This is a genomic window from Mycolicibacterium sp. ND9-15, assembly GCF_035918395.1.
Classification (GTDB): domain Bacteria; phylum Actinomycetota; class Actinomycetes; order Mycobacteriales; family Mycobacteriaceae; genus Mycobacterium.
This window is the reverse complement of record NZ_CP142362.1, coordinates 4,613,777-4,633,658: the sequence shown is the minus strand read 5'-3', so window position 1 is coordinate 4,633,658 and position 19,882 is coordinate 4,613,777. Positions and strand designations below refer to the sequence as shown.

At 68.1% G+C, this 19,882-nt stretch carries 16 protein-coding genes, 1 other RNA gene and 1 pseudogene; 6 read left to right on the top strand and 12 right to left on the bottom strand.

The features are described 5' to 3' along the window. Window positions 1–2: 2 nt before the first annotated feature. From QGN32_RS21915 to QGN32_RS21890, 6 genes are all read right to left on the bottom strand, one after another. On the bottom strand, window positions 3–2,969 hold the full coding sequence (locus tag QGN32_RS21915) for a bifunctional [glutamine synthetase] adenylyltransferase/[glutamine synthetase]-adenylyl-L-tyrosine phosphorylase (protein WP_326546272.1): 2,967 nt from the start codon (window positions 2,967–2,969) through the stop codon (window positions 3–5). 25 nt (window positions 2,970–2,994) lie between these two features. After that, window positions 2,995–4,335, bottom strand: a complete 1,341-nt coding sequence (gene glnA, locus QGN32_RS21910; RefSeq protein ID WP_326546271.1) for a type I glutamate--ammonia ligase — start codon at window positions 4,333–4,335, stop codon at window positions 2,995–2,997. A gap of 60 nt (window positions 4,336–4,395) precedes the next feature. After that, complete coding sequence (locus QGN32_RS21905) at window positions 4,396–5,076, bottom strand: hypothetical protein (protein ID WP_326546270.1); 681 nt, start codon at window positions 5,074–5,076, stop codon at window positions 4,396–4,398. 262 nt (window positions 5,077–5,338) lie between these two features. Further along, window positions 5,339–6,868 (bottom strand): alpha/beta hydrolase, encoded by a 1,530-nt coding sequence (locus QGN32_RS21900; RefSeq protein WP_326546269.1) that lies wholly within the window; start codon window positions 6,866–6,868, stop codon window positions 5,339–5,341. Window positions 6,869–6,926: 58 nt separating this feature from the next. Beyond that, window positions 6,927–8,444 carry an alpha/beta hydrolase gene (locus QGN32_RS21895; protein ID WP_326546268.1) on the bottom strand — a complete coding sequence of 506 codons (1,518 nt, stop codon included), beginning with the start codon at window positions 8,442–8,444 and terminating at the stop codon, window positions 6,927–6,929. Between the two features lie 45 nt (window positions 8,445–8,489). Then, window positions 8,490–9,881 carry a WS/DGAT/MGAT family O-acyltransferase gene (locus QGN32_RS21890; protein ID WP_326546267.1) on the bottom strand — a complete coding sequence of 464 codons (1,392 nt, stop codon included), beginning with the start codon at window positions 9,879–9,881 and terminating at the stop codon, window positions 8,490–8,492. Window positions 9,882–10,043: 162 nt separating this feature from the next. On the opposite strand from QGN32_RS21890, the gene panB reads away from it, so the two are divergent. Beyond that, window positions 10,044–10,874, top strand: coding sequence for a 3-methyl-2-oxobutanoate hydroxymethyltransferase (gene panB / locus QGN32_RS21885; protein ID WP_326546266.1), 831 nt, complete (start codon window positions 10,044–10,046; stop codon window positions 10,872–10,874). Here panB and QGN32_RS21880 read toward each other — a convergent pair. Then, a complete protein-coding gene (locus QGN32_RS21880) occupies window positions 10,871–11,650 on the bottom strand; it encodes an enoyl-CoA hydratase/isomerase family protein (RefSeq protein ID WP_326546265.1) in 780 nt (259 codons plus the stop codon). The two genes, panB and QGN32_RS21880, sit on opposite strands and share 4 nt — an antisense overlap. A 63-nt stretch (window positions 11,651–11,713) precedes the next feature. On the opposite strand from QGN32_RS21880, the gene QGN32_RS21875 reads away from it, so the two are divergent. Then, window positions 11,714–13,207 (top strand): CYTH and CHAD domain-containing protein, encoded by a 1,494-nt coding sequence (locus QGN32_RS21875; RefSeq protein WP_326546264.1) that lies wholly within the window; start codon window positions 11,714–11,716, stop codon window positions 13,205–13,207. 16 nt (window positions 13,208–13,223) lie between these two features. Here the strand turns inward: QGN32_RS21875 and rnpB are convergent. After that, window positions 13,224–13,642: RNase P RNA component class A (gene rnpB / locus QGN32_RS21870), an RNA gene on the bottom strand. Between the two features lie 59 nt (window positions 13,643–13,701). On the opposite strand from rnpB, the gene QGN32_RS21865 reads away from it, so the two are divergent. From QGN32_RS21865 to QGN32_RS21855, 3 genes and pseudogenes are all read left to right on the top strand, one after another. After that, complete coding sequence (locus QGN32_RS21865) at window positions 13,702–14,181, top strand: helix-turn-helix domain-containing protein (RefSeq protein WP_326546263.1); 480 nt, start codon at window positions 13,702–13,704, stop codon at window positions 14,179–14,181. Then, a pseudogene (locus QGN32_RS21860) lies at window positions 14,145–14,441 on the top strand (VOC family protein); the annotation flags it as partial. The gene QGN32_RS21865 and the pseudogene QGN32_RS21860, both read left to right, overlap by 37 nt. Window positions 14,442–14,446: 5 nt before the next feature. Continuing rightward, entirely contained in the window at window positions 14,447–14,944 is a 498-nt protein-coding gene (locus QGN32_RS21855; RefSeq protein WP_326546262.1) for a methyltransferase family protein, read from the top strand. Window positions 14,945–14,950: 6 nt separating this feature from the next. Here QGN32_RS21855 and QGN32_RS21850 read toward each other — a convergent pair whose 3' ends face one another. Further along, on the bottom strand, window positions 14,951–16,510 hold the full coding sequence (locus tag QGN32_RS21850) for an HNH endonuclease signature motif containing protein (RefSeq protein WP_326546261.1): 1,560 nt from the start codon (window positions 16,508–16,510) through the stop codon (window positions 14,951–14,953). Between the two features lie 315 nt (window positions 16,511–16,825). After that, window positions 16,826–17,443 (bottom strand): class I SAM-dependent methyltransferase, encoded by a 618-nt coding sequence (locus QGN32_RS21845; protein WP_326546260.1) that lies wholly within the window; start codon window positions 17,441–17,443, stop codon window positions 16,826–16,828. A gap of 47 nt (window positions 17,444–17,490) precedes the next feature. On the opposite strand from QGN32_RS21845, the gene QGN32_RS21840 reads away from it, so the two are divergent. Then, a complete protein-coding gene (locus QGN32_RS21840) occupies window positions 17,491–18,072 on the top strand; it encodes a helix-turn-helix domain-containing protein (protein ID WP_326546259.1) in 582 nt (193 codons plus the stop codon). On the opposite strand, the gene QGN32_RS21835 is transcribed toward QGN32_RS21840, so the two are convergent. Together QGN32_RS21835 and QGN32_RS21830 are read right to left on the bottom strand one after the other, a co-directional pair. Then, the gene (locus QGN32_RS21835) at window positions 18,060–19,148 is read right to left on the bottom strand and encodes a bifunctional RNase H/acid phosphatase (protein ID WP_326546258.1); all 1,089 of its coding nucleotides are present in this window, start codon (window positions 19,146–19,148) and stop codon (window positions 18,060–18,062) included. The genes QGN32_RS21840 and QGN32_RS21835 overlap by 13 nt on opposite strands. Continuing rightward, the gene (locus tag QGN32_RS21830; RefSeq protein WP_326549201.1) at window positions 19,145–19,882 is read right to left on the bottom strand and encodes a zinc ribbon domain-containing protein; all 738 of its coding nucleotides are present in this window, start codon (window positions 19,880–19,882) and stop codon (window positions 19,145–19,147) included. The genes QGN32_RS21835 and QGN32_RS21830 overlap by 4 nt, the downstream gene beginning before the upstream one ends.

Sequence of the window (19,882 nt, the reverse complement as noted above, 5' to 3'; positions counted from 1 at the left end):
TGCTATGCCTCACCGCCGAATACCTTGCGCACCACTGCCTTTGCCCGCCTCGTCACCCGCAGGTAGTTGTCGAGGAACTCGCCACCGTCGTCGGTGTCCCAACCGGCGGCCACCGCAACGGCATTCAACTGGCGGCCGCCTCCGGGCAGTTGATCGGTGGGCTTACCCCGCACCAGCACCAGCGCGTTGCGCGCGCTGGTCGCCGTCAGCCACGCCTGGCGCAGCAGTTCGACATCGCCCTCGGCGATCAGTTCGGCGACGCCGATCGCGTTGAGTGACTGCAGCGTCGACGTGTTGTGCAGTGCGGGCACCTTGTGCGCATACCGCAGCTGCAGCAACTGCACCGTCCACTCGATGTCGGCCAGTCCCCCGCGTCCCAGCTTGGTATGGGTGTTCGGGTCGGCGCCGCGCGGCAGCCGTTCGGCGTCAACCCGCGCCTTGATCCGCCGAATCTCCTGCACCGCTTCGGCGGACACACCGCCGGGCGGGTAACGGACCTTGTCGATCATCAGCAGGAACCGCTCGCCGAGGTCGGGATCGCCTGCCACGCAATCGGCCCGTAACAGCGCCTGCACCTCCCACGTCTGCACATACCGCGCGTAGTAGGCCTGGTACGAGGCGAGGGTACGCACCAGCGGGCCGTTGCGGCCCTCCGGGCGCAGGTTCGCGTCGACCTCCAGCGGCGGGTCGGAGCTCGGCGTCCCGAGCAGCGTGCGCACCTGCTCGGCGATCGTCACCGCCCACCTCACCGCATCCGATTCCTCGACTCCGGGTTCGGGTTCGCATACGAACATCACATCGGCATCCGAGCCGTAGCCCAATTCGCCGCCGCCCAACCGGCCCATCCCGATCACCGCGATGCGAGCCAGCGGTCCCCGGTCCGACGTGTTGGCGCGGATCACCGCCTCCAGCGCGGCCTGCAGCACCGCGACCCAGACGGCCGTCAGCGCGCGACACACCTCGGTGACTTCGAGCATGCCGAGCAGATCGGCCGAGGCGATCCGCGCCAGTTCACGCCTGCGTAGTGTGCGCGCGGCCGCGATCGCCCGCTGCGGATCGGGATATCTTGCGGCCGAAGCGACCAACGCCCGCGCGACCGCATCGGGTTCGGTGTCGAGCAGCTTGGGCCCGTCGGGGCCGTCGGCGTAGGACTGGATGACCTCCGGTGCGCGCATGAGCAACTCCGGAACGTAGGCCGAGGTGCCCAACACCTTCATCAGCCGCTTGGCGACGGCGCTCTCGTCGCGCAGCGTCGCGAGGAACCACCGCTGGTCGGACAGCGCATCGCTGATGCGGCGGTAGGACAGCAGGCCCGCGTCCGGATCGGGCGTGTCGGACAGCCAATTGAGCAGGGTCGGCAACAAGACCTGCTGCACCCGGCCGCGACGGGCGCTGCTACTGGTCAGCGCGGCCAGGTGTGTCAGCGCGCTCTGCGGGCCTTCGTATCCCAGGGCCGCCAGCTGCCGTTCGGCGGCCTCTTGGGTCATGCCGTCCGACATGCTCAGTGCCGGTTGGCCAACCGATTCCAGCAGCGGCTGGTAGAACAGCTTCTCGTGCAGCCGCGACACCCGCAGGCTCTGTCGCTTGAGCTCTTCACGCAACACACCGAGCGCATCCCGGGTCCCGTCGGGGCGCACGTGGGCGGCCCTGGCCAGCCAGCGCAGCGCTTCGTCGTCCTCCTCGTCGGGGAGCAGGTGGGTACGCACCAGCCGCTGCAACTGCAGCCGGTGCTCGAGCAACCGCAGGAACTCGTATGACGCCGTGAGGTTCGCCGCATCGTCGCGCCCGACATACCCCCGTTTGCCGAGCGCGTCCAGCGCGCCGACCGTCGATGCGACGTGCAGCGCCTCGTCGTTGCGGCCGTGCACCAGCTGCAGCAGTTGCACCGCGAACTCGACGTCGCGCAGCCCGCCGGTACCCAGCTTGATCTCCCGCGACCGCTGACGGGCGGGCACCAGTTCCTCGACCCGCCTGCGCATCGCCTGCACCTCAGACACGAAGTCTTCGCGCTCGCAGGCCGTCCACACCATCGGCGTCACCGCCTCGATGTAGGCCCGGCCCAGCTCGGGATCGCCGGCGGCCGGTCGGGCCTTCATCAACGCCTGGAACTCCCAGGTCTTGGCCCAGCGCTGGTAATACGCGACGTGCGAGTCCAGCGTGCGCACCAGTTGACCGTGCTTACCCTCCGGCCGCAGTCCGGCGTCCACTTCGAAGAAGGCGTCGGCGGCGAACCGCATCAGCTCCCCGGCCACCCGGGTCGCCAACGCGTCGGCGGGCTCAGCGACGAAGATGACGTCGACGTCGCTGACGTAATTGAGTTCGCGCGCACCGCATTTGCCCATCGCGATGATCGCCAAGCGGGGCGGCGAGTCCCCACCGGTCGTCTTGATCGCGAGGTGCAGCGCGGCGGCCAGCGCCGCGTCGGCGAGATCCGAGAGGTGCTCGCCGACGGTCGGGAACGGCAGGACCGGCTCGTTCTCCACCGTCGGCGCCAGGTCGAGACTGGCCAGCACCAGCAGCCGGTCGCGGTAGAGCTTGCGCAGCGGCTGCAGTGCGCTCGTCGTGTCGGATGCTTCGTCGGCCTGCGCGACGAACATCTCGCGCAAGGCGTCGGCGGGCGGTAGCGTGACGTCGCCGGCGAGCAGCCGCCAGTTCTGCGGATGGGCGACGAGGTGGTCGCCGAGGGCCAGCGAGGAACCCAGCACAGCGAACAGCCGTCCCCGCAGGCTTCGGTTGGTGAGCAGAGCGCGGTTGAGTTCGTCCCAGCCGGCGTCGATCGCCTCGGCGAGTCGGACCATCGTGCGCAGCGCGGTGTCGGCGTCGGGGGCACGCGACAACGACCAGAGCAGTTCGACGTGCGCGTCGGTGTTCCAGCCCAGCAGGTCGAGGTCCGCGGGCGCGGTGGGTTCGACGAGCCCCAGCCGGCCTACGCTCGGCAGCTTCGGACGCTGCGTCGCAGGTTTGGCCACGCTAGAAAGGTAGCGCGAGCGCCAATTAGAGAGACAGGTAGGCCTTCAGCTCGAACGGCGTGACGTGGCTGCGGTAGTTCTCCCACTCCGCGCGCTTGTTGCGCAGGAAGTAGTCGAAGACGTGCTCGCCCAATGCTTCCGCGACCAGTTCGGAGTTCTCCATCTCGGTGAGCGCGGCACCGAGGCTGCCGGGCAACTCCTTGTAACCCATCGCGATGCGCTCCTCCGGGGTGAGGGTCCAGACGTTGTCCTCTGCCTCGGGTGCCAGCACGTAGTTCTTCTCGATACCCCGCAGCCCCGCGGCGAGCAGCACCGCGAACGTCAGGTAAGGGTTGCACGCCGAGTCCGGGCTGCGAACCTCGACGCGCCGCGAGGAGGCCTTCCGCGGCGTGTACATCGGAACCCGTACCAGCGCCGAGCGATTCGCCGCACCCCACGAGGCCGCCGTCGGCGCCTCGCCGCCGTGCACGAGGCGCTTGTAGGAATTCACCCACTGATTGGTGACGGCGCTGATCTCCTTGGCGTGCTCGAGGATGCCCGCGATGAACGACTTGGCGACATCGGAGAGTTGCAGCGGGTCGTCGGGGCTGTGAAAGGCGTTGGTGTCGCCCTCGAACAGGCTCATGTGCGTGTGCATGGCCGATCCGGGGTGTTCGGCGAAGGGCTTCGGCATGAACGACGCGCGCACCCCGTCGGCGAGCGCGACCTCCTTGACGACGTAGCGGAACGTCATCACGTTGTCGGCCATCGACAGCGCGTCGGCGTAGCGCAGGTCGATCTCCTGCTGGCCGGGCGCGCCCTCGTGGTGGCTGAACTCGACCGAGATGCCCATCTGCTCGAGCGCGTCGATGGCGTGGCGGCGGAAGTTTGGCGCCGAATCATGCACGGCCTGGTCGAAGTATCCGCCGTTGTCCGCGGGCACCGGCACCGTGCCGTCGTCCTCGCCCGGCTTCAGTAAGAAGAACTCGATCTCCGGATGCACATAGCAGGAAAAACCGAGATCACTGGCCTTGGCCAGTTGCCTGCGCAGCACGTGGCGCGAGTCCGCCCATGAGGGCGAACCGTCGGGCATGGTGATGTCGCAGAACATCCGCGCCGAATGGTTTCGGTCCGAGCCGTCCGTCCACGGCAGCACCTGGAACGTGGACGGGTCGGGGCGGGCCACCATGTCGGCTTCCGACACCCGGGCGAAGCCCTCGATCGAGGAACCGTCGAAACCGATGCCTTCCTCGAACGCGCCCTCGAGTTCGGCAGGAGCGATCGCGACCGACTTCAGGTATCCGAGCACATCGGTGAACCACAGCCGGACGAAGCGGATGTCACGTTCCTCCAGCGTGCGCAGCACGAATTCCTTCTGCCGATCCATGACCGCAGCGTAGGCACCGGCTGTTAATTCCGTGTTACACGGCGGCTGCGTTCAGTGGGATCACCAGATGCGGCGCAATTGGGCGCCGGTGCGACGGTGGTGCAGTTGCGCCTGCCGCTCCTGCCCGGTGAGCACAGCGGTGCCCGCCGGGAGGTGGTCGAGCACCTCGTCGACCGCCACCTTCGTCACCGTGACCTCGGGGAACTCGTCGGCCTTGTAGAAGCGGGCCTGCAGGATGCCCCACGGCCAGTCGGCCTTGTCCAGCCAGTTGTGCACGCCGGGGTCGCGCTTGGTGACGACGCCGCGAAACCAGCCGTCGGGATCGATCCGCGCCTGGACGTCGTTGAGGCTGGACTGCCGGTTCACCCAGTCCACGGTCGAGAAACGGTCGTCGGCCACCAAGATCTGCCAGTAGTAGCAGTTCGCCGGTACCGGGAACTCGACGATGAGCGCCTCGTCGTCGGCGATCTGATGGATGCCGTCGTAGTAGGCCTGCTTGGTGGCCAGGCCGCCGCCCTGCTGAATCCACTTCGACCGCAGCAGCACGTTGAAGCCGTGGTGCTCGCGGTAGTACCGGACCAGCTCCATGTCGAAGTCGATCATTCCCTTGATCCAGTCGCCCAGCTCAGAGAACCGTCGCGCGATCTCGACGGGCGTCATGTCCTCGCCGGCGTCATCGAGGCGGTTGATGGCTACCTGGGCGTCGATCTCGATGTTCCAGTCGCAGGCGCACTTGCGCATCAGGAGCTTGCCGGCTCCGGGGTTGAGCGGCCACCAGTCCCCGTCGTACCCCTCGGGGCGGTCGACTGCACACAGAGCTCGCCGAGCGGTCGCAGCGGGCGAACGGCGACCCCTCGGCCGTCGACGACCGGGCGCAGCTGACGGTGATGTTCATCGGCGGACTCATGCTCAGCGCCGCGGCGACCGGTCAGCCGGTGATCGAGCGAGATCGTCTGGAGCTGCTGCTCGCTCAGATCGCCGACAGCACGTCCGGAGGCCGGAGCTAACACCGCAAGCCCGCGGGCGGCAGGACCGAGTCGACGAGAAAGTCGACCACCGCGGTGTCGACGCAGGCGTCGCCGTTGAAGACCACCGTGTGTTGGGTGCCGTCAAAGGTGATCAGCCGCGCGTCCATCTGTCGGGCGAGGTCGACGCCCGCCTGGTACGGCGTTGCGGGGTCCCGGGTGGTGGAGACGACGACCACCTTGCCGGGTCCCGGTGACGAGGCGGGGTGCGGCGACGACGTAGGCGGCACCGGCCACATCGTGCAGACGTCGCGCGGGGCGAATCCGGTGAACGCACCGTAGGACAGGAACGGGGCGGCCCCGCGGACCCGGCGGTCCACCTCGGCCCACGTGGCGGCGTCCGACGGATATGCGGCATCGACGCAGCCGATCGCGGTGAACGCGTCCTGCTGGTTGGTGTAGTGCCCCGATGCGTCGCGGCCCTGGTATTCGTCGGCGAGCAGCAACAGGTCGCCGGCGTCCGTGCCGCGCTGCAGTCCGAGCAGGCCGCTGGTCAGGAACTTCCAGTGTTGCCGCGTGTACAGCGCGTTCACCGTGCCCGTGATCGCGTCCTGGTAGCTGAGCCCGCGCGGCTCGGACGTGGGGCCTGGCCGCTGCACCAGGGGATCGACCAACTGGTGGTAGCGCTCGACGAACCGGGCGGGGTCGGTGCCCAGCGGGCAGCCCGCCGACGTGGCGCAGTCGCTCGCATAGTCGTCGAACGCCGCCTGGAAACCGGCCATCTGGCGGATCCGCTGGTCGATCGGGTCGAGCTGCGGGTCGACCGCGCCGTCGAGCACCATGGCCCGAACCCGGTCGGGGTACTGCTCGGCGTAGGCGGCGCCGAGGCGGGTGCCGTACGAGAAACCGAGATAGTTGAGCTGGTCCTCGCCGAGCGCCGCGCGCACGACGTCCATGTCGCGCGCCGAGGTCGCGGTACCGACGCCGGCCAGGAACTCGACACCATTCCTGTCGGTGCACGCCCGTGCGAACTGCTCGTACAGCCGCTCGATGTGTGCGACGCCGGCCGGGCTGTAGTCGGCCAGCGGTTCGCGGCGGAACGCGTCGAACTCGGCGTCGGTGCGGCAGCGCAACTCCGGGGTCGAGTGTCCGACACCACGTGGGTCGATACCGACCAGATCGAAGCGGCGCCCGATCTCCGAGTCGGCCAGCACGGCGCCCATGCCCGCGACGGTGTCGACCGCCGATGCTCCGGGCCCGCCGGGGTTGACCACCAGCACCCCGATCCGGTCGCCGGTGGCCGGCACCCGGATGACAACTAGTTGCGCTTGTACGCCTTCGGGTTTCGCGTAGTCGATGGGTACGGAGACGGTGCCGCACCGGGCGGTCGGGATCGAAGCCGTCTCGGCGCCGTCGTCGATGAATCGTTCACATCCGCTCCACGCCGGCGGCTGACCGTACACCTGGCCGGATCGGTCCACGGGCGTCGCGGCGCCGACGGGGCAGGCGATGATGAACACCACCGCGAACGCCGACACCGTCCGCCCCACCCGCCACATGGCTGACATGGTTGCACGTCGCCCCCGCAGCGTCGCGGGCCGCGATACAACGGTGACCCGGCTGTGATCAGGCCGACGAGCAGGTGGTGTCCTGCGGCGGGACCGCGAGGTCGATGAGGTAGCGGGCGGCGATGTCGTCGACGCACCGGTTGCCCTGGAACACCACCGTGTGCTGGGTGCCCTCGAACGTCACCAGAGAGCCGCCGAGTTGCTTGGCCAGTTCCACGCCCGCCTGGTACGGCGTCGCGGGATCGTTGGTCGTCGACACCACCAGCGTCGGCGGCAGCCCCTCCACCTTGAGCTCGTGCGGTTCGCTGGTCGGCGGCACCGGCCAGAACGCGCACGTGCCCAGCGGGGCGTGCCCGGTGAACTCGCCGTAACTCATGAACGGCGCCGCCAACCGGACCCGCCGGTCCTCCTCGGCGACCTTGTCGCGGTCGGTCACCGCCGGCTTGTCCATGCAGTTGACCGCAACCCGGACGTCGGTGGAGTTGTTGTAGTGGCCCTGCTCGTCGCGGCCCATGTAGAGGTCGGCCAATGCGAGCATGGTGTCGCCGGTCCCCCTCTGCATCTCGCTGAGCGCCTGCGTCAGGTGCCGCCACAGGTTCGGCGAGTACAGCGGCAGGATGGTGCCGACGATCGCATCGGAGTAGCTCAGCCCGCGCGGGTCCCACGTCTTGAGCGGTTCGTCCACCAGCGGGTCGACCAGGCTGTGGTAGACGTCGGTGGCCTTGGCCGGGTCGGTGCCCAGCGGGCAGTCCGGGTTCTTCGCACAGTCGGCGGCGTAGTCGTCGAAGGCGGTCTGGAACGCGGCGGCCTGGCGCACGTTGGCTTCGGTGGGGTCGGCATTGGGGTCCACGGCGCCGTCGAGGATCATCGCGCGCACCTTGTCCGGGAAGCTCTCGGCGTAGGTGGCCCCGATCCGGGTGCCATAGGAGTAGCCCAGGTAGGTCAGCTTCTCGTCGCCGAGCGCCTCTCGCATCGCGTCGAGATCCTTGGCCACGTTGACGGTTCCCACGTTGGCGAGGAAGTCCTTGCCCATCTTGTCCTCGCAGCGCCCGACGAACTCCTTGGTCTCCTTCTCGATCTCGGCGATGCCCTGCGGCGAGTAGTCGACCTGAGGTTCGGCCCGCAACCGGTCATTGTCGGCGTCGGAGTTGCACCACAGTGCCGGGGTGGAGTTCGCGACGCCCCGCGGATCGAAACCGACGAGGTCGAAGCGCTCCCGCACCGATTCCGGCAACGAGCCGACGACGCCCACCGCCGCTTCGACACCGGACTCCCCCGGCCCGCCCGGGTTGATGATCAGGGAGCCGATCTTGTCGCCGGTCGCCTTGAACCGGATCATCGCGATGCGGGCGACGTCGCCGTCGGGATCGTCATAGTCGACCGGGACCGACAGCATTCCGCACTCGGCGCCCGCCGGAATCCGCGACTCGTCGGGTTGTTTGGTCTGGCACTTGACCCACTCGATCGGGCTGCCGGGCGGCGGCACCGCGACCACGGCGCGGCCGTCGACCAGCTGGCTGCATCCGGTGGCCGCGAGCAGCACAGTGGTCGCGAGGACCCCGATCTTGGCGTTCATGGGTCCACATGCTGCCATGGCCGCCCATCGGCGCTGGCTAGGGCGCTATCGCGTGGCGGCCAACAACTCGTCGAGGGCGGCGGAGAAATCGTCGGCCATGTCCCACAGATCGGGGAGCAACTCAGGGCACGACACGATGCCGACGTTGAGCGATCCGGCCAGCGACATCACCGTGATGTTGAGCCCCGAACCGTGAAAGATCGGCCCGAGCGGATACATCGCCTTGATCTCACCGCCCAGGTAGAACAGCGGTATCTGCGGGCCCGGCACGTTGGAGACGACGAGGTTGTGCACCGGCCTGGCGCCGCTCAACCTGCTCGCCGCATAGACGCGCATCGCGACACCGAACACCGCGGGCGCGGCGAATTGGGTCCAGTCCTGCAGCAGGGTCGCGCCGATGGCCGAACTGTGTTGCTTGGCAACGGAGTTCGCCTCGGCGATGGATTTGAGCCGGGTCGCCGGGTCGTCGATGTGTGTCTCGAGTCGCGAGAACATCCCCGATACCTGGTTGCGGCCGGGCCGATCGGACTTGTCGTGCACCGAGACCGGCACCATGGCGACGAGCGAGTTCTCCGGCAGTGCGCCGCGCTCGGCCAGGAACTTGCGCAGCACCCCGGACACCAGGGCCATCACCACGTCGTTGACCTTGACCCCGAAGTGGTTCTTCACGGTCTTGATGTCTTCGAGGTCCAGTTGCGTGAAGGCGACGTTGCGGTGCCCGGTCACGTTGGTGTTGAACGACGTCCTCGGCGCGGCGAACGGCGGGGCCATCGAGAGCCCGGAGCGGGCGCGACGAACCGTGTCGACCACCGAAGACAGCGTCATGGGCAGGGCGTTGACCAACTTGAGCGGCCGGGTCGCGAACCTCACCGCACCGCTGACGGCGATCTCCAGACCGCTCGCGTCGCCTGCGCCATCGACCGGGTCGGGCGGCGCCGCGTCCGGTTCGGTGCTGCACAACTGCGACAACATGCTGGCGCCGGTGACCCCGTCGACGCCGGCGTGGTGCACCTTCGTCATCACCACGACACACCCGCCGTCCTGCGGATCGGTGCCGCCGACGTTCTCGATCACCCACTTCTCCCACAGCGGACGGCTGCGATCGAGCGGCAGCGACGCGATATGGCCGCAGATCTCCGCGAGCTCGCGCCGGCCGCCCGGCGCCGGCAGGCCGATGCGGTGCAGGTGCCGGTCGACGTCGAAGTCCTTGTCTTCCACCCACACCGGATGGTCGAGGTTGAACCGGCTGTCGGCCAGCTTCTCGCGAAACTCCGGCATCGCCTTGATCCGCTGGGTGAACGCATCGCGGAAGCGATCGAAGGTGTATCCCCCGGGCATGGTCGAGGTGTCGATCTCGAGTATCGAGCACACATGCAGCGGCTGCTGCGCGGTTTCGAGATACAGGAAACTGGCGTCGAGCCCGCTGAGCCGTTGCATGTCGCCGATGTTATGCCCGGCGAGCGCAGGTGTGAGGAAATCCACTCAACACCGCTTTCAACATCTCCGGCACAAAGTGGCAGACTGGGGGCGTCAGACGAACCCGGGGACCCGATCCGGCCTCGAGGATTCGACCCGACCCACCCAAATTGGGGGACATCGATGTCTGAGCAGACCGTCTACGGCGCTGCCGAGCCACGCGTGAAAATACGCACCCTGCATCTGCAGAAGTGGAAAGCCGAAGGCCACAAATGGGCCATGCTCACCGCCTACGACTACTCGACCGCCCGCATCTTCGACGACGCCGGCATCCCGGTCCTGCTGGTCGGTGACTCGGCCGCCAACGTGGTCTACGGCTACGACACCACCGTGCCCGTGAGCATCGATGAGCTGATCCCGTTGGTGCGTGGCGTGGTGCGCGGCGCCCCGCACGCGCTGGTCGTGGCCGATCTGCCGTTCGGCAGCTACGAGGCAGGCCCTGAGCAGGCGCTCACTACGGCCACGCGGTTTCTGAAGGAGACCGGCGCGCACGCGGTCAAACTCGAGGGCGGCGAGCGTGTGGTCGACCAGATCGCGACGTTGAGCGCGGCGGGCATCCCGGTCATGGCGCACATCGGGTTCACGCCCCAAAGCGTCAACGGGCTGGGCGGCTTCCGGGTTCAGGGCCGCGGCGACGCCGCCGAGCAAACCGTCCACGACGCCATCGCCGTGCAGGAAGCAGGCGCGTTCTCTGTCGTCATGGAGATGGTGCCCGCCGAACTGGCCACCCAGATCACCGGCAAGCTGACCATTCCGACCATCGGGATCGGCGCGGGCCCGAACTGCGACGCTCAAGTGTTGGTATGGCAGGACATGGCGGGCCTGACCAACGGCAAGATCGCGAAGTTCGTGAAGCGCTTCGGTGATGTCGGCGGCGAATTACGCCGCGCCGCAGAGCAATACGCCTCCGAGGTGGCCGGCGGGCTGTTCCCCGCCGACGAGCACTCGTTCTAGGAGAATTTCGGCTTCCGCTTGGCCAGGAAGGCGTCGACGCCCTCATGGCCGTCGCTGGACACCGCGCGTGCGGCGATGAGCCGTCCCTCGAGCTCCATCTGCTCCTCGAGACCGTTGGCGAACGTCCCGAGCAGCAGTTGCTTGACACCGCCGTTGGAGCCCGCCGCTGTCGCGGCCATCTGATCGGCCAGCTTCGCGGCCCGGTCGGCCAGCTCGGCGTCGGGTACCACCTCGGTCACCAGGCCCCACTGCGATGCCTCCTGCGCCGAGAGGGTGCGGTTGGTGAGCATGAGCTCCTTGGTCTTGGTGATGCCGATCAGTCGCGGCAGGTAGTACGACGCGCTGCCGTCGGGGCTCAGCCCCACCCGGGTGTAGGCCATCGTGAACGACGCGGACTCGGCGGCCAGCACCAGATCGCCGGTCACCGCGATCGAGAAGCCCGCGCCCGCGGCGGTCCCGTTCACGGCGGTGATCAGCACCGCGTTCATCCGCGCGAAGGTCGATATCGCGCGATGAAGATCGTCGGCGACGCCCTTGATATGCGAACCCCGGTCCGGCGCGGACGCGAACGACTTCAAATCGCCACCCGCGCAGAAGAACCGGCCCGACCCGGTGAGCACGACGACCTTGGTCGCGTTGGTGTCGCACCGCTTGGCGGCGGTGGCCAGCTCACGAGTCATGGTGCCGTTCATGCCGTTTGCCGCGTCGGGCCGGTTCAGCGTGATGCGGGCGATGGCGCCGGTCTGCTCGAAGGTCAGCGTTTCGTATTCGGTCACAGCTGGACCCTAGCTTCCTGACACTCCGAGGCATTGACGAGCATATGGCAGGCTGGTGCCACCATGGGTAGATCGAATGACAAGTCGTCGCGGCATCTGGAGGTCGAGCGCAAGTTCGACGTCGATGATTCAACAGTGTCGCCGTCATTCGACGGGTTGTCATCGGTGGTCCGCGTCGAACGGTCACCAGCGCAACGCCTGGAGGCGGTTTACTTCGACACCCCTGACCACGATCTCGCCGCGCGCCGGATCACACTGCGCCGCCGCACCGGCGGCCCGGACGAAGGATGGCACCTCAAGCTGCCCGCCGGCCCCGACGCCCGCACGGAGGTCAGGGAGCCACTCGGCGAGGCCGACGAGGTGCCGGAAACACTGCGTGACACCGTGCTGGCGATCGCGCGCGATCGACCGCTGCGACCGGTCGCGCGAATCTCCACCCGACGCACCGTGAACGTGCTCTACGGGTCCGACGGGGCGTCACTGGCCGAGTTCTGCGATGACCAGGTGACCGCTTCGGCCGAGCCCGGCGGCCCGGAGCAGGAATGGCGCGAGTGGGAACTCGAGCTGGCCCCCGAGTTGGCCGAAACCGCCGACCGCGACCTGCTCGACCGGTTGTCCAACCGGCTGATCGACGCGGGAGCGGTGCCGGCGGCCAGCGGTTCGAAACTGGCGCGCGTGTTGGCGGAGTCTTCGGAGCCGTCGGTGGTGCGACAACCGGCCGACCCGCTGCATCGGGCGGTGGCCGAACAGGTCGAACTGCTGATCGAGTGGGACCGTGCGGTACGGGCCGACGTGTGGGACTCGGTGCACCAGATGCGGGTGACGACCCGCAAGCTCCGCAGCCTGCTGCAGTCGTCGCGGGACGCGTTCGGCATCTCCGATGACGCCTGGATTCTCGACGAACTTCGGCAGCTCGCCGCGATCCTGGGCGTCGCGCGGGATGCCGAAGTGCTGGCCGAACGCTACGAGCAGGCACTGGACGGGCTGCCCGACGAGCTGGTCCGCGGCCCGGTGCGCGAGCGGCTGGTCGACGGCGCCAAGCGGCGCTACCAGGCCGGGCTGCGGCGGTCGTTGATCGCCATGCGTTCGCAGCGCTACTTCCGGCTGCTCGACGCGCTCGAAGACCTGGTCGCCGCCGAACCGGCGGCGCCGCCGGGCGAGGAGGAGCGTGGGCAGGCGACCATCGACGCGGCCTACAAGCGGGTCCGCAAAGCGGCCAAGGCCGCTGCCGAAGCCGAGGCCGACGACCATAAGGACGAGGCGCTGCACCGAATCCGCAAGGGCGCCAAGCGTCTTCGCTACACCGCCGCGGCGACGGGCGCCGCCAAGGTGTCGGATCGGGCGAAGACCATTCAATCGCTGCTCGGTGATCATCAGGACAGCGTGGTGAGCCGGTCTCACCTCGGTCAACAGGCCGAGGCCGCGCATGCGGCCGGTGAAGACACGTTCACCTACGGGCTGCTCTACCGGCTGGAGGAGGAACTCGCCCAACGTTCACGCGAGCAGTTGGACGACGCGCTCGCCAAGCTCGCCAAGGCGGTGCGCAAGGCCCGGTGACCCGGGCCCGGCAGGGGGGATGAGTTGGCCTGTAAGCCGGATTCTGTCCCTCACCACCGCAGCTGACCGCGGCGGCGAGGTGGCGACCATCCATCTGGACACACCGTCGCCGGGTGCCTCGAGCGGCCTACCCGCAGGCTCGGGCGAGCAACCCTCGGGCGCCTGCGCGGCCGCAACCAGGTTGCGGCCTTCTTGGCCTTGCTTCGGGTGGGGTTTGCCTAGCCACTCCGGTCACCCGGAATGCTGGTGCGCTCTTACCGCACCGTTTCACCCTTACCACCCCAGGTCCGAAGACCCAGTGGTGGCGGTCTGTTTTCTGTGGCACTTTCCCGCGAGTCGCCTCGGATTGCCGTTAGCAATCACCCTGCTCTGTGAAGTCCGGACTTTCCTCGAAATCCCGGCGAACCTGGATTCCGCGGCCGCCCGGCCAACTCATCCGCGGATTCAACGTACTGCCTGTCGCCGCTGTTCCGCGAGTTCGACATACTTGGGCCATGGCGCAGGTGCCCGCGGCCCGCTATCTGCTGCGCGCCAAGGATCTGGTCGACGCCCGGTACGCCGAGGCGATCACCGTCGATGACCTCGCCGCGGCGGCCGGGCTGTCGCGCGCCCATTTCAGCAGGATGTTCACCCGGACATTCGGCGAATCGCCCCGCGCTTATCTGCAGACCCGCCGATTGGAACGCGCCGCAGCGCTGTTGCGCTACACAGACCGCTCGGTCGCCGATATCTGCGTGATGGTCGGATTGCAGAGCGTGGGGTCGTTCACCACCAGCTTCGCCCGCGTCTACGGACTGCCCCCGGCCGCATACCGCGCCAGCCTGCCGCCCGCGGCGATCCACGCCCGGATACCCACCTGCATCCTCAAGCGCGACACCCGGCCTCCCGCCGACAGTAGGGTGCGCAAGACAGCACACGGGGAGAAGACGGACGAGACGGCCCGCCCGGCCAGGATGATGGGTCGATCGTGTTGATGGCCGTACCGGGTCAACCGGTCATGGGCGAGCCGACCCGCAAGCAGGTGTTGGATCTGACCGCCAAGGGGTTTGCGGGCACGGTGTTTCTGACCACCGAGGACTGCCGGGCGTCGTTTGAGGAAATGCGTTCGCGCGGTGTCGAGTTCACCGAGGAGCCGCACGAGGTGCCGTACGGCGTCGACTGCGGGTTCCGCGACCCGTCCGGCGACAGCGTGCGGCTGACCCAGCTCGCGGACATCTCGGCAGTGGCGGGGTAGAACGCATGCGGATCACCACCGCTGCGCTCGCTTCGGCGGCCTTCTTCATGGTCGCGCCCGGCACCGTCGTCGGGCTCGGCCCGTGGTTGATCACGCACTGGGATCTTGCCGATGCACCGGCGTGGCGCGTGACAGTGGGCGGGATCCTGATCGTGCTCGGTCTGATCGCGCCCATCCACGCATTCGTGGAATTCGTGAAGGCCGGCGGCACCCCCATGCCCGTCGCGCCGACCCAACGACTGGTCGTGACCGGCTTCAACCGGTTCGTCCGCAACCCGATGTATGTCGGCCTGATCATGGCGATCCTCGGCCAGGCAGTGCTTTTCGGCAACCTGTGGCTGGTCGTCTACGCCGCGATCGGCTGGGCGATCACGGCGACGTTCGTCCACTTCTACGAGGAACCCACCCTCGTTCGCACCTATGGGCGACAGTACGAGGTGTACCGCGAGAACGTGCGCGCTTGGATACCCCGGCTGAGGCCGTGGGTGCCGGCGCGCAACTAATCGACGTTAGAAGGGTGGGGGGTCGGCGGCGTAGGGGTCGTCGTGGCGGCGTTCGGCGACGTGGGACTCGTTGTCGCGGCGTTCGGCGACGTGGGGCTCGTTGTCGCGGCGTTCGGCGATGTCGGTCTCGTTGTGGCGGCGTTCGGCGTCGATGGCTCGGGCGCGGTTTTCGGCGCGGGTGTGTTTGCGTCGCGGCATCATCAGCGCGCGAGCATCGTCGGTGACCGCGGTGTCCTCCGTTGACCGACGCTGCACGGGTGCGGTGGGCCGGCACAGGGTCGGGAACAAGAATTTCGCGCCGGGATCGGTGGTGTATTTCTGTCCGTGCCGCGAGGTCCACTCCACGGTGCCGTCGGGGTGCTGCACATCGCGCCACCCACCAAAAGTCTTGAGCAGGTGATGTTTTCGACACAGACATTTGAGGTTCGACGCCTGCGTCGGCCCCTGCGGGTAGGCGATCGTATGGTCGATATCACAGTGGTGGGCGGGCTCAGCGCAGCCGGGAAACCGACACGTCAGATCCCGGCACCGAACGAACCACGCCAACACCGCCGAGGGGATATAGCGGGCCTCGGGCGGGGCATCGCCGGGATGGACCACCGGTCGAATCGTGGCGGTGCCGGCCAGCTTGGCCGCCAACAGCGGCGCGGGCAGCATTCCTTTGCCCAGCAGGTAGGCCGGGTCGCTGGGCGCCGGCCCGGCCGGCGGATCCTCGGTGCGCGGTTCCTCACCATCCAACTGCGCTGCAGCGTCATCGCTGAGCGACTCCTCGCCGGCCACCACGTGGATAACCACCGCATTGGAGGTGCCCGCGGCGGCGTCACAGCCTGGGCGTGCACACGCGCACTGCAGCCGCTCAGCACCGTGACCGAGCGCACCAAGCGCATCAGCGCGGCGCTGCTCGACGGTGCGCGGATCGTGCTCGCACACCGCAGCAGCCATCGCCTCCAGGCGCGCATCCAGGGCCGCGGCATCGCTGCTGAACAACCAGCCCTGCACTGAGGCGGTGCCCGACCCGTCGGCCGGATCGTGCACATCCACACAGCGCCCCCGCGCGGCGTATTCGGTGTGGCGCACCGCGGCCGGGTCATAGCGCTGCACCCAGTTGTCGATCGCAGTGCGCAGTTTGACCACCGACAACGTCGCCCATCCGCTGAGTTGGGCGGCCAACTCGGAGTCGAGTTTGGCGATCGCTTCGGCGTCGCGCACCAGCCGGGTCCGGTTGATCACCACGCTGACCATGCGATAGCAGATCGCGCCGGCGGCGAATACCTGCGCCACCCGCGGTAGGCGGTGGCGCAGGTCGTAGGCGATCGACAGGTGATGCGAGGCCACCCCCAACGACACGTTCTGGGCGGCGGCGACCTCAGCGGCAGCCATCGACCAGTTGTCGATGCACCACTGCTCACGATCGACCGCCCCGGCCTCGGCGATCAACCGTTCGAGCACATCGGCGGCCGCGGCCAGCCGGCGCGCACAGGCGGCGTTTTCCACCCGCGCCCACGCCCCCACCCCCGCCGCACCCCGCGGCGTACGGCACGCCCGCTCCACCAAACCTTCGAACATACAAGCGAACCTACGCCACACCGGAGACCAAACCCGACCGCACCACCAACCCAAAACCCACCCTGTGGATCAATCCCACATTGGGGATAACTCACGACACGTCACTCGGGGGCGACTACCGGGTTTGCAGTTCCAGATGCCCATGACGAAATCGCACGGCCGCGTGGGCTCCGGCGATTGGGACGCGATCGCCACCGAACTCGACGCGACCGGCGGCGCCCTGCTCCCCGATCGGTCGCCAAGCTCGAGGCCGCCGCGATCAGGAATCTCTATTGCACGGACGAGATGTTCATTCTTCACGATGCAGCGTGACGGCTAGCGCCTCCGCAGAATGATAACGTTGTCGACCCACGCCGCCGGCTCGCCTTCCGGCGTCCTCACCTCGCGTGTCCGGGCGTCGATCTCAGCCGGCTCCCATTCGGCCTCAGGCAGATTCAGCGCCGCAACGACCTCGTCGGGCGGGGCGAACGTGTGATGGTGTCCATCGAGTTTTGATGCCCACGGCGGCGGCCCGCTGTGATCGACGATCAGCAGAAGCCCGCCCGAGCGCACAGCGCGTGCGGCCGCGCTGAGGATCGCCGTCCGATCGAGTGGAAGAGTCGAATGCAGGAACTGCACATTCACCAGATCGAATTCCCCCTCGGGGAAGCTCTCCGACAGGTCGTGCTGCTGAAAGTCGATGCGGTCACCCACTCCTCGCGCCGCAGCATCCTCGGCGGCACGTCGCAAGGCAGTGTCGGAGATGTCGACGGCGACCACCCGCCATCCCCGTTCCGCGAGCCACATTGCGTCGCCGCCCTCTCCGCTGCCGAGATCCAGTGCGACGCCCGGGTCCAGGGCCGACGCGACCTCGACGAGCCGAACGTTCACCCGTCCGCTCCAGATCCGGTTCTGTTCGCTGTAGCGCTCTTCCCAATGTTGTTTGGCGTTCATGCGTCCACCTTGCAGCCATAGCCCGCAAAATGGCAATCTTTCTTGCCATGGAGGCAAAGGCAGAGGATAGCGTGGACGCGCGGGTACGACGCAGGCTGCGCGACCTGCGCATGCAGCGGGGCCTGACCCTCGAAGACGTCGCGGGGCGGTCCAACATCGATGTGTCCACGCTGAGCCGACTCGAATCCGGCAAGCGCCGCCTCGCCCTGGACCACCTGCCGAGGTTGGCCGCCGCGCTGTCGGTGAGCACCGACGAACTGCTGCGGACGCCGGCGATCGAGGATCCTCGGGTACGCAGCGGATCCCACACGGCACACGGAATCACATACTGGGCACTGAACCGCCAGGCCGCGGGCGGTCTGCAGGCATTCAAGATCAGGATCAGCGCCCGCCGCCGCACCCCGCCCGCCGAACTCCCGGTGCACGAGGGGCAGGACTGGATTTACGTGCTGTCCGGCCGACTGCGCTTGATCCTGGGCGAGCGCGACTTCACCGTCAAAGCCGGTGAGGTAGTGGAGTTCTCGACGTGGACACCGCACTGGTTCGGTGTGGTCGAGGGGCCTGTCGAGGCGATCACGATCTTCGGGCCCCACGGTGAGCGGCTCCACCTGCACGATCAGTCCAGGTAGGCCGTCTGGTTGACCAGTCGCACCGATGCCGCGCCATCGGGATAGAACTCGGCGATCGACAGCGACGCCAGGTCGAGGTGCAGCCGGTAGAGGATGCTCGGGCCGCCGTCGAGCGCCGCCCGCAGCAGCGTCTTGATGGGTGTAACGTGCGAGACCACCAGCACGGTCTCGCCGGCATGCTCGGCGATGATTCGCGCCTTGGCCCGACGGACACGTTCGGCGGCGGCGTCGAAGCTTTCTCCCTGCGGCGGCGCCGTCGAGGTGTCGCGCAGCCAGCGCCGGTGCAAGTCCGGATCCCGTTCCGCGGCTTCGGTGAACGTCAGTCCCTCCCACGCCCCGAAGTCGGTCTCGATCAGGTCGTCGTCGACGGTGACGTCCAAAGCGAGCACCTTGGCCGCCGCCGCCGCGGTGTCGTACGCGCGCTGCAGCGGTGACGTGACCACGGCGGCGACGCCTCCTCGCCGTCCCAGGTACTGCGCGGCCGCTTCGGCCTGCCGGCGCCCGAGGTCAGTCAGCGCCGGGTTGCCGCGGCCCGAGTACCGGCGATCGACGGACAACTCCGTCTGGCCGTGCCGCAGCAACAGAAGCCGCGTCGGTGCGCCTCGTGCGCCAGTCCAGGCGGACGGGTTCGACGCCTGATGCGGTTTGGGTTGTCCTGTGTCCGGGGGCATTTGGGCGGCGGCGTCCATGGCCTCGTTGGCCAACCGGTCGGCGTGGCTGTTCTCCGCGCGGGGAATCCATCGGTACGTGATGTGCGCGAAGCGCGCGGCGAGCGCCGTCGCCTGTCGGTGCAGCGGGGCGATGTCCGGATGCTTGACCTTCCACCGGTCGGACATCTGCTCCACCACGAGCTTGGAGTCCATGCGCACGTCGACCTCGTTCGCGCCCAGGCTCGCCGCCTCCTTTAACCCGGCGATCAGGCCGCGGTACTCGGCGACGTTGTTGGTGGAACGGCCGATCGCTTCCTTGCTTTCGGCAAGCACGGTGCCGTGGTCCGCCGACCACACCACCGATCCGTAACCCGCCGGGCCGGGGTTGCCGCGCGAACCGCCGTCCGCCTCGACGATGACCTTCACCCGCCGGTCCCCTTGACCCGCAACAGAATCGCGCCACATTCGGGACAGCGCAGCACGTCGTCGTCGGCCGCCCCGGAGATGCGCGCCAACTCCCCCTTGTCGATCTCGATCCGGCATGCTCCGCAGCGGCGGCCCTGCAACTGCCCGGCGCCCGCTCCGCCACGGGCGCGTTGCCGTTCGTAGAGCCCAACGAGGTCCGGATCGAGCGACGCGACCAGCTCGTCGCGACGCGACAGCCCTTGGTGCCGTTGCTGGTCCAGCTCCGCGCACGCCGCGTCGAATGCCGTCTGCGCGTCGCCGAGGTCCTTCTGCAGTTCGTCGATTCGCCCGAGCGCGCTCTGCTGGTCGCCTTGCAGCTCCTCGCGCCGCTCCATCACCTCGAGCTGCGAATCCTCCAGCGCCGTCTGCCTACGCTCCAACGTGTTCAGCTCGTGCTGCAATTCGGTGAGCTGTTTGGCGTCGACGGTGCCATCCGTGAGCAACTTGCGGTCCCGCTCCTCACGCTGGCGGACCGCGTCGATCTCAGACTCGAACTTGGCGATCTGCGCGTCCAGGTCTTCGATGGCGATCTGCAGTGCGGCGAGCCGGTCGTTGGCCTCGCGGTGCGCTGTCCGCACCTCCTCCAGCCGCTGCTGTTCCGCGAGATTCTTGGCCCGGTGCTCCAGACGACTCAACGATGCGTCGAGCTCGGCCAGCTCCAGTAACGACTGTTGTTGGACTACTTCAGCTTTCAT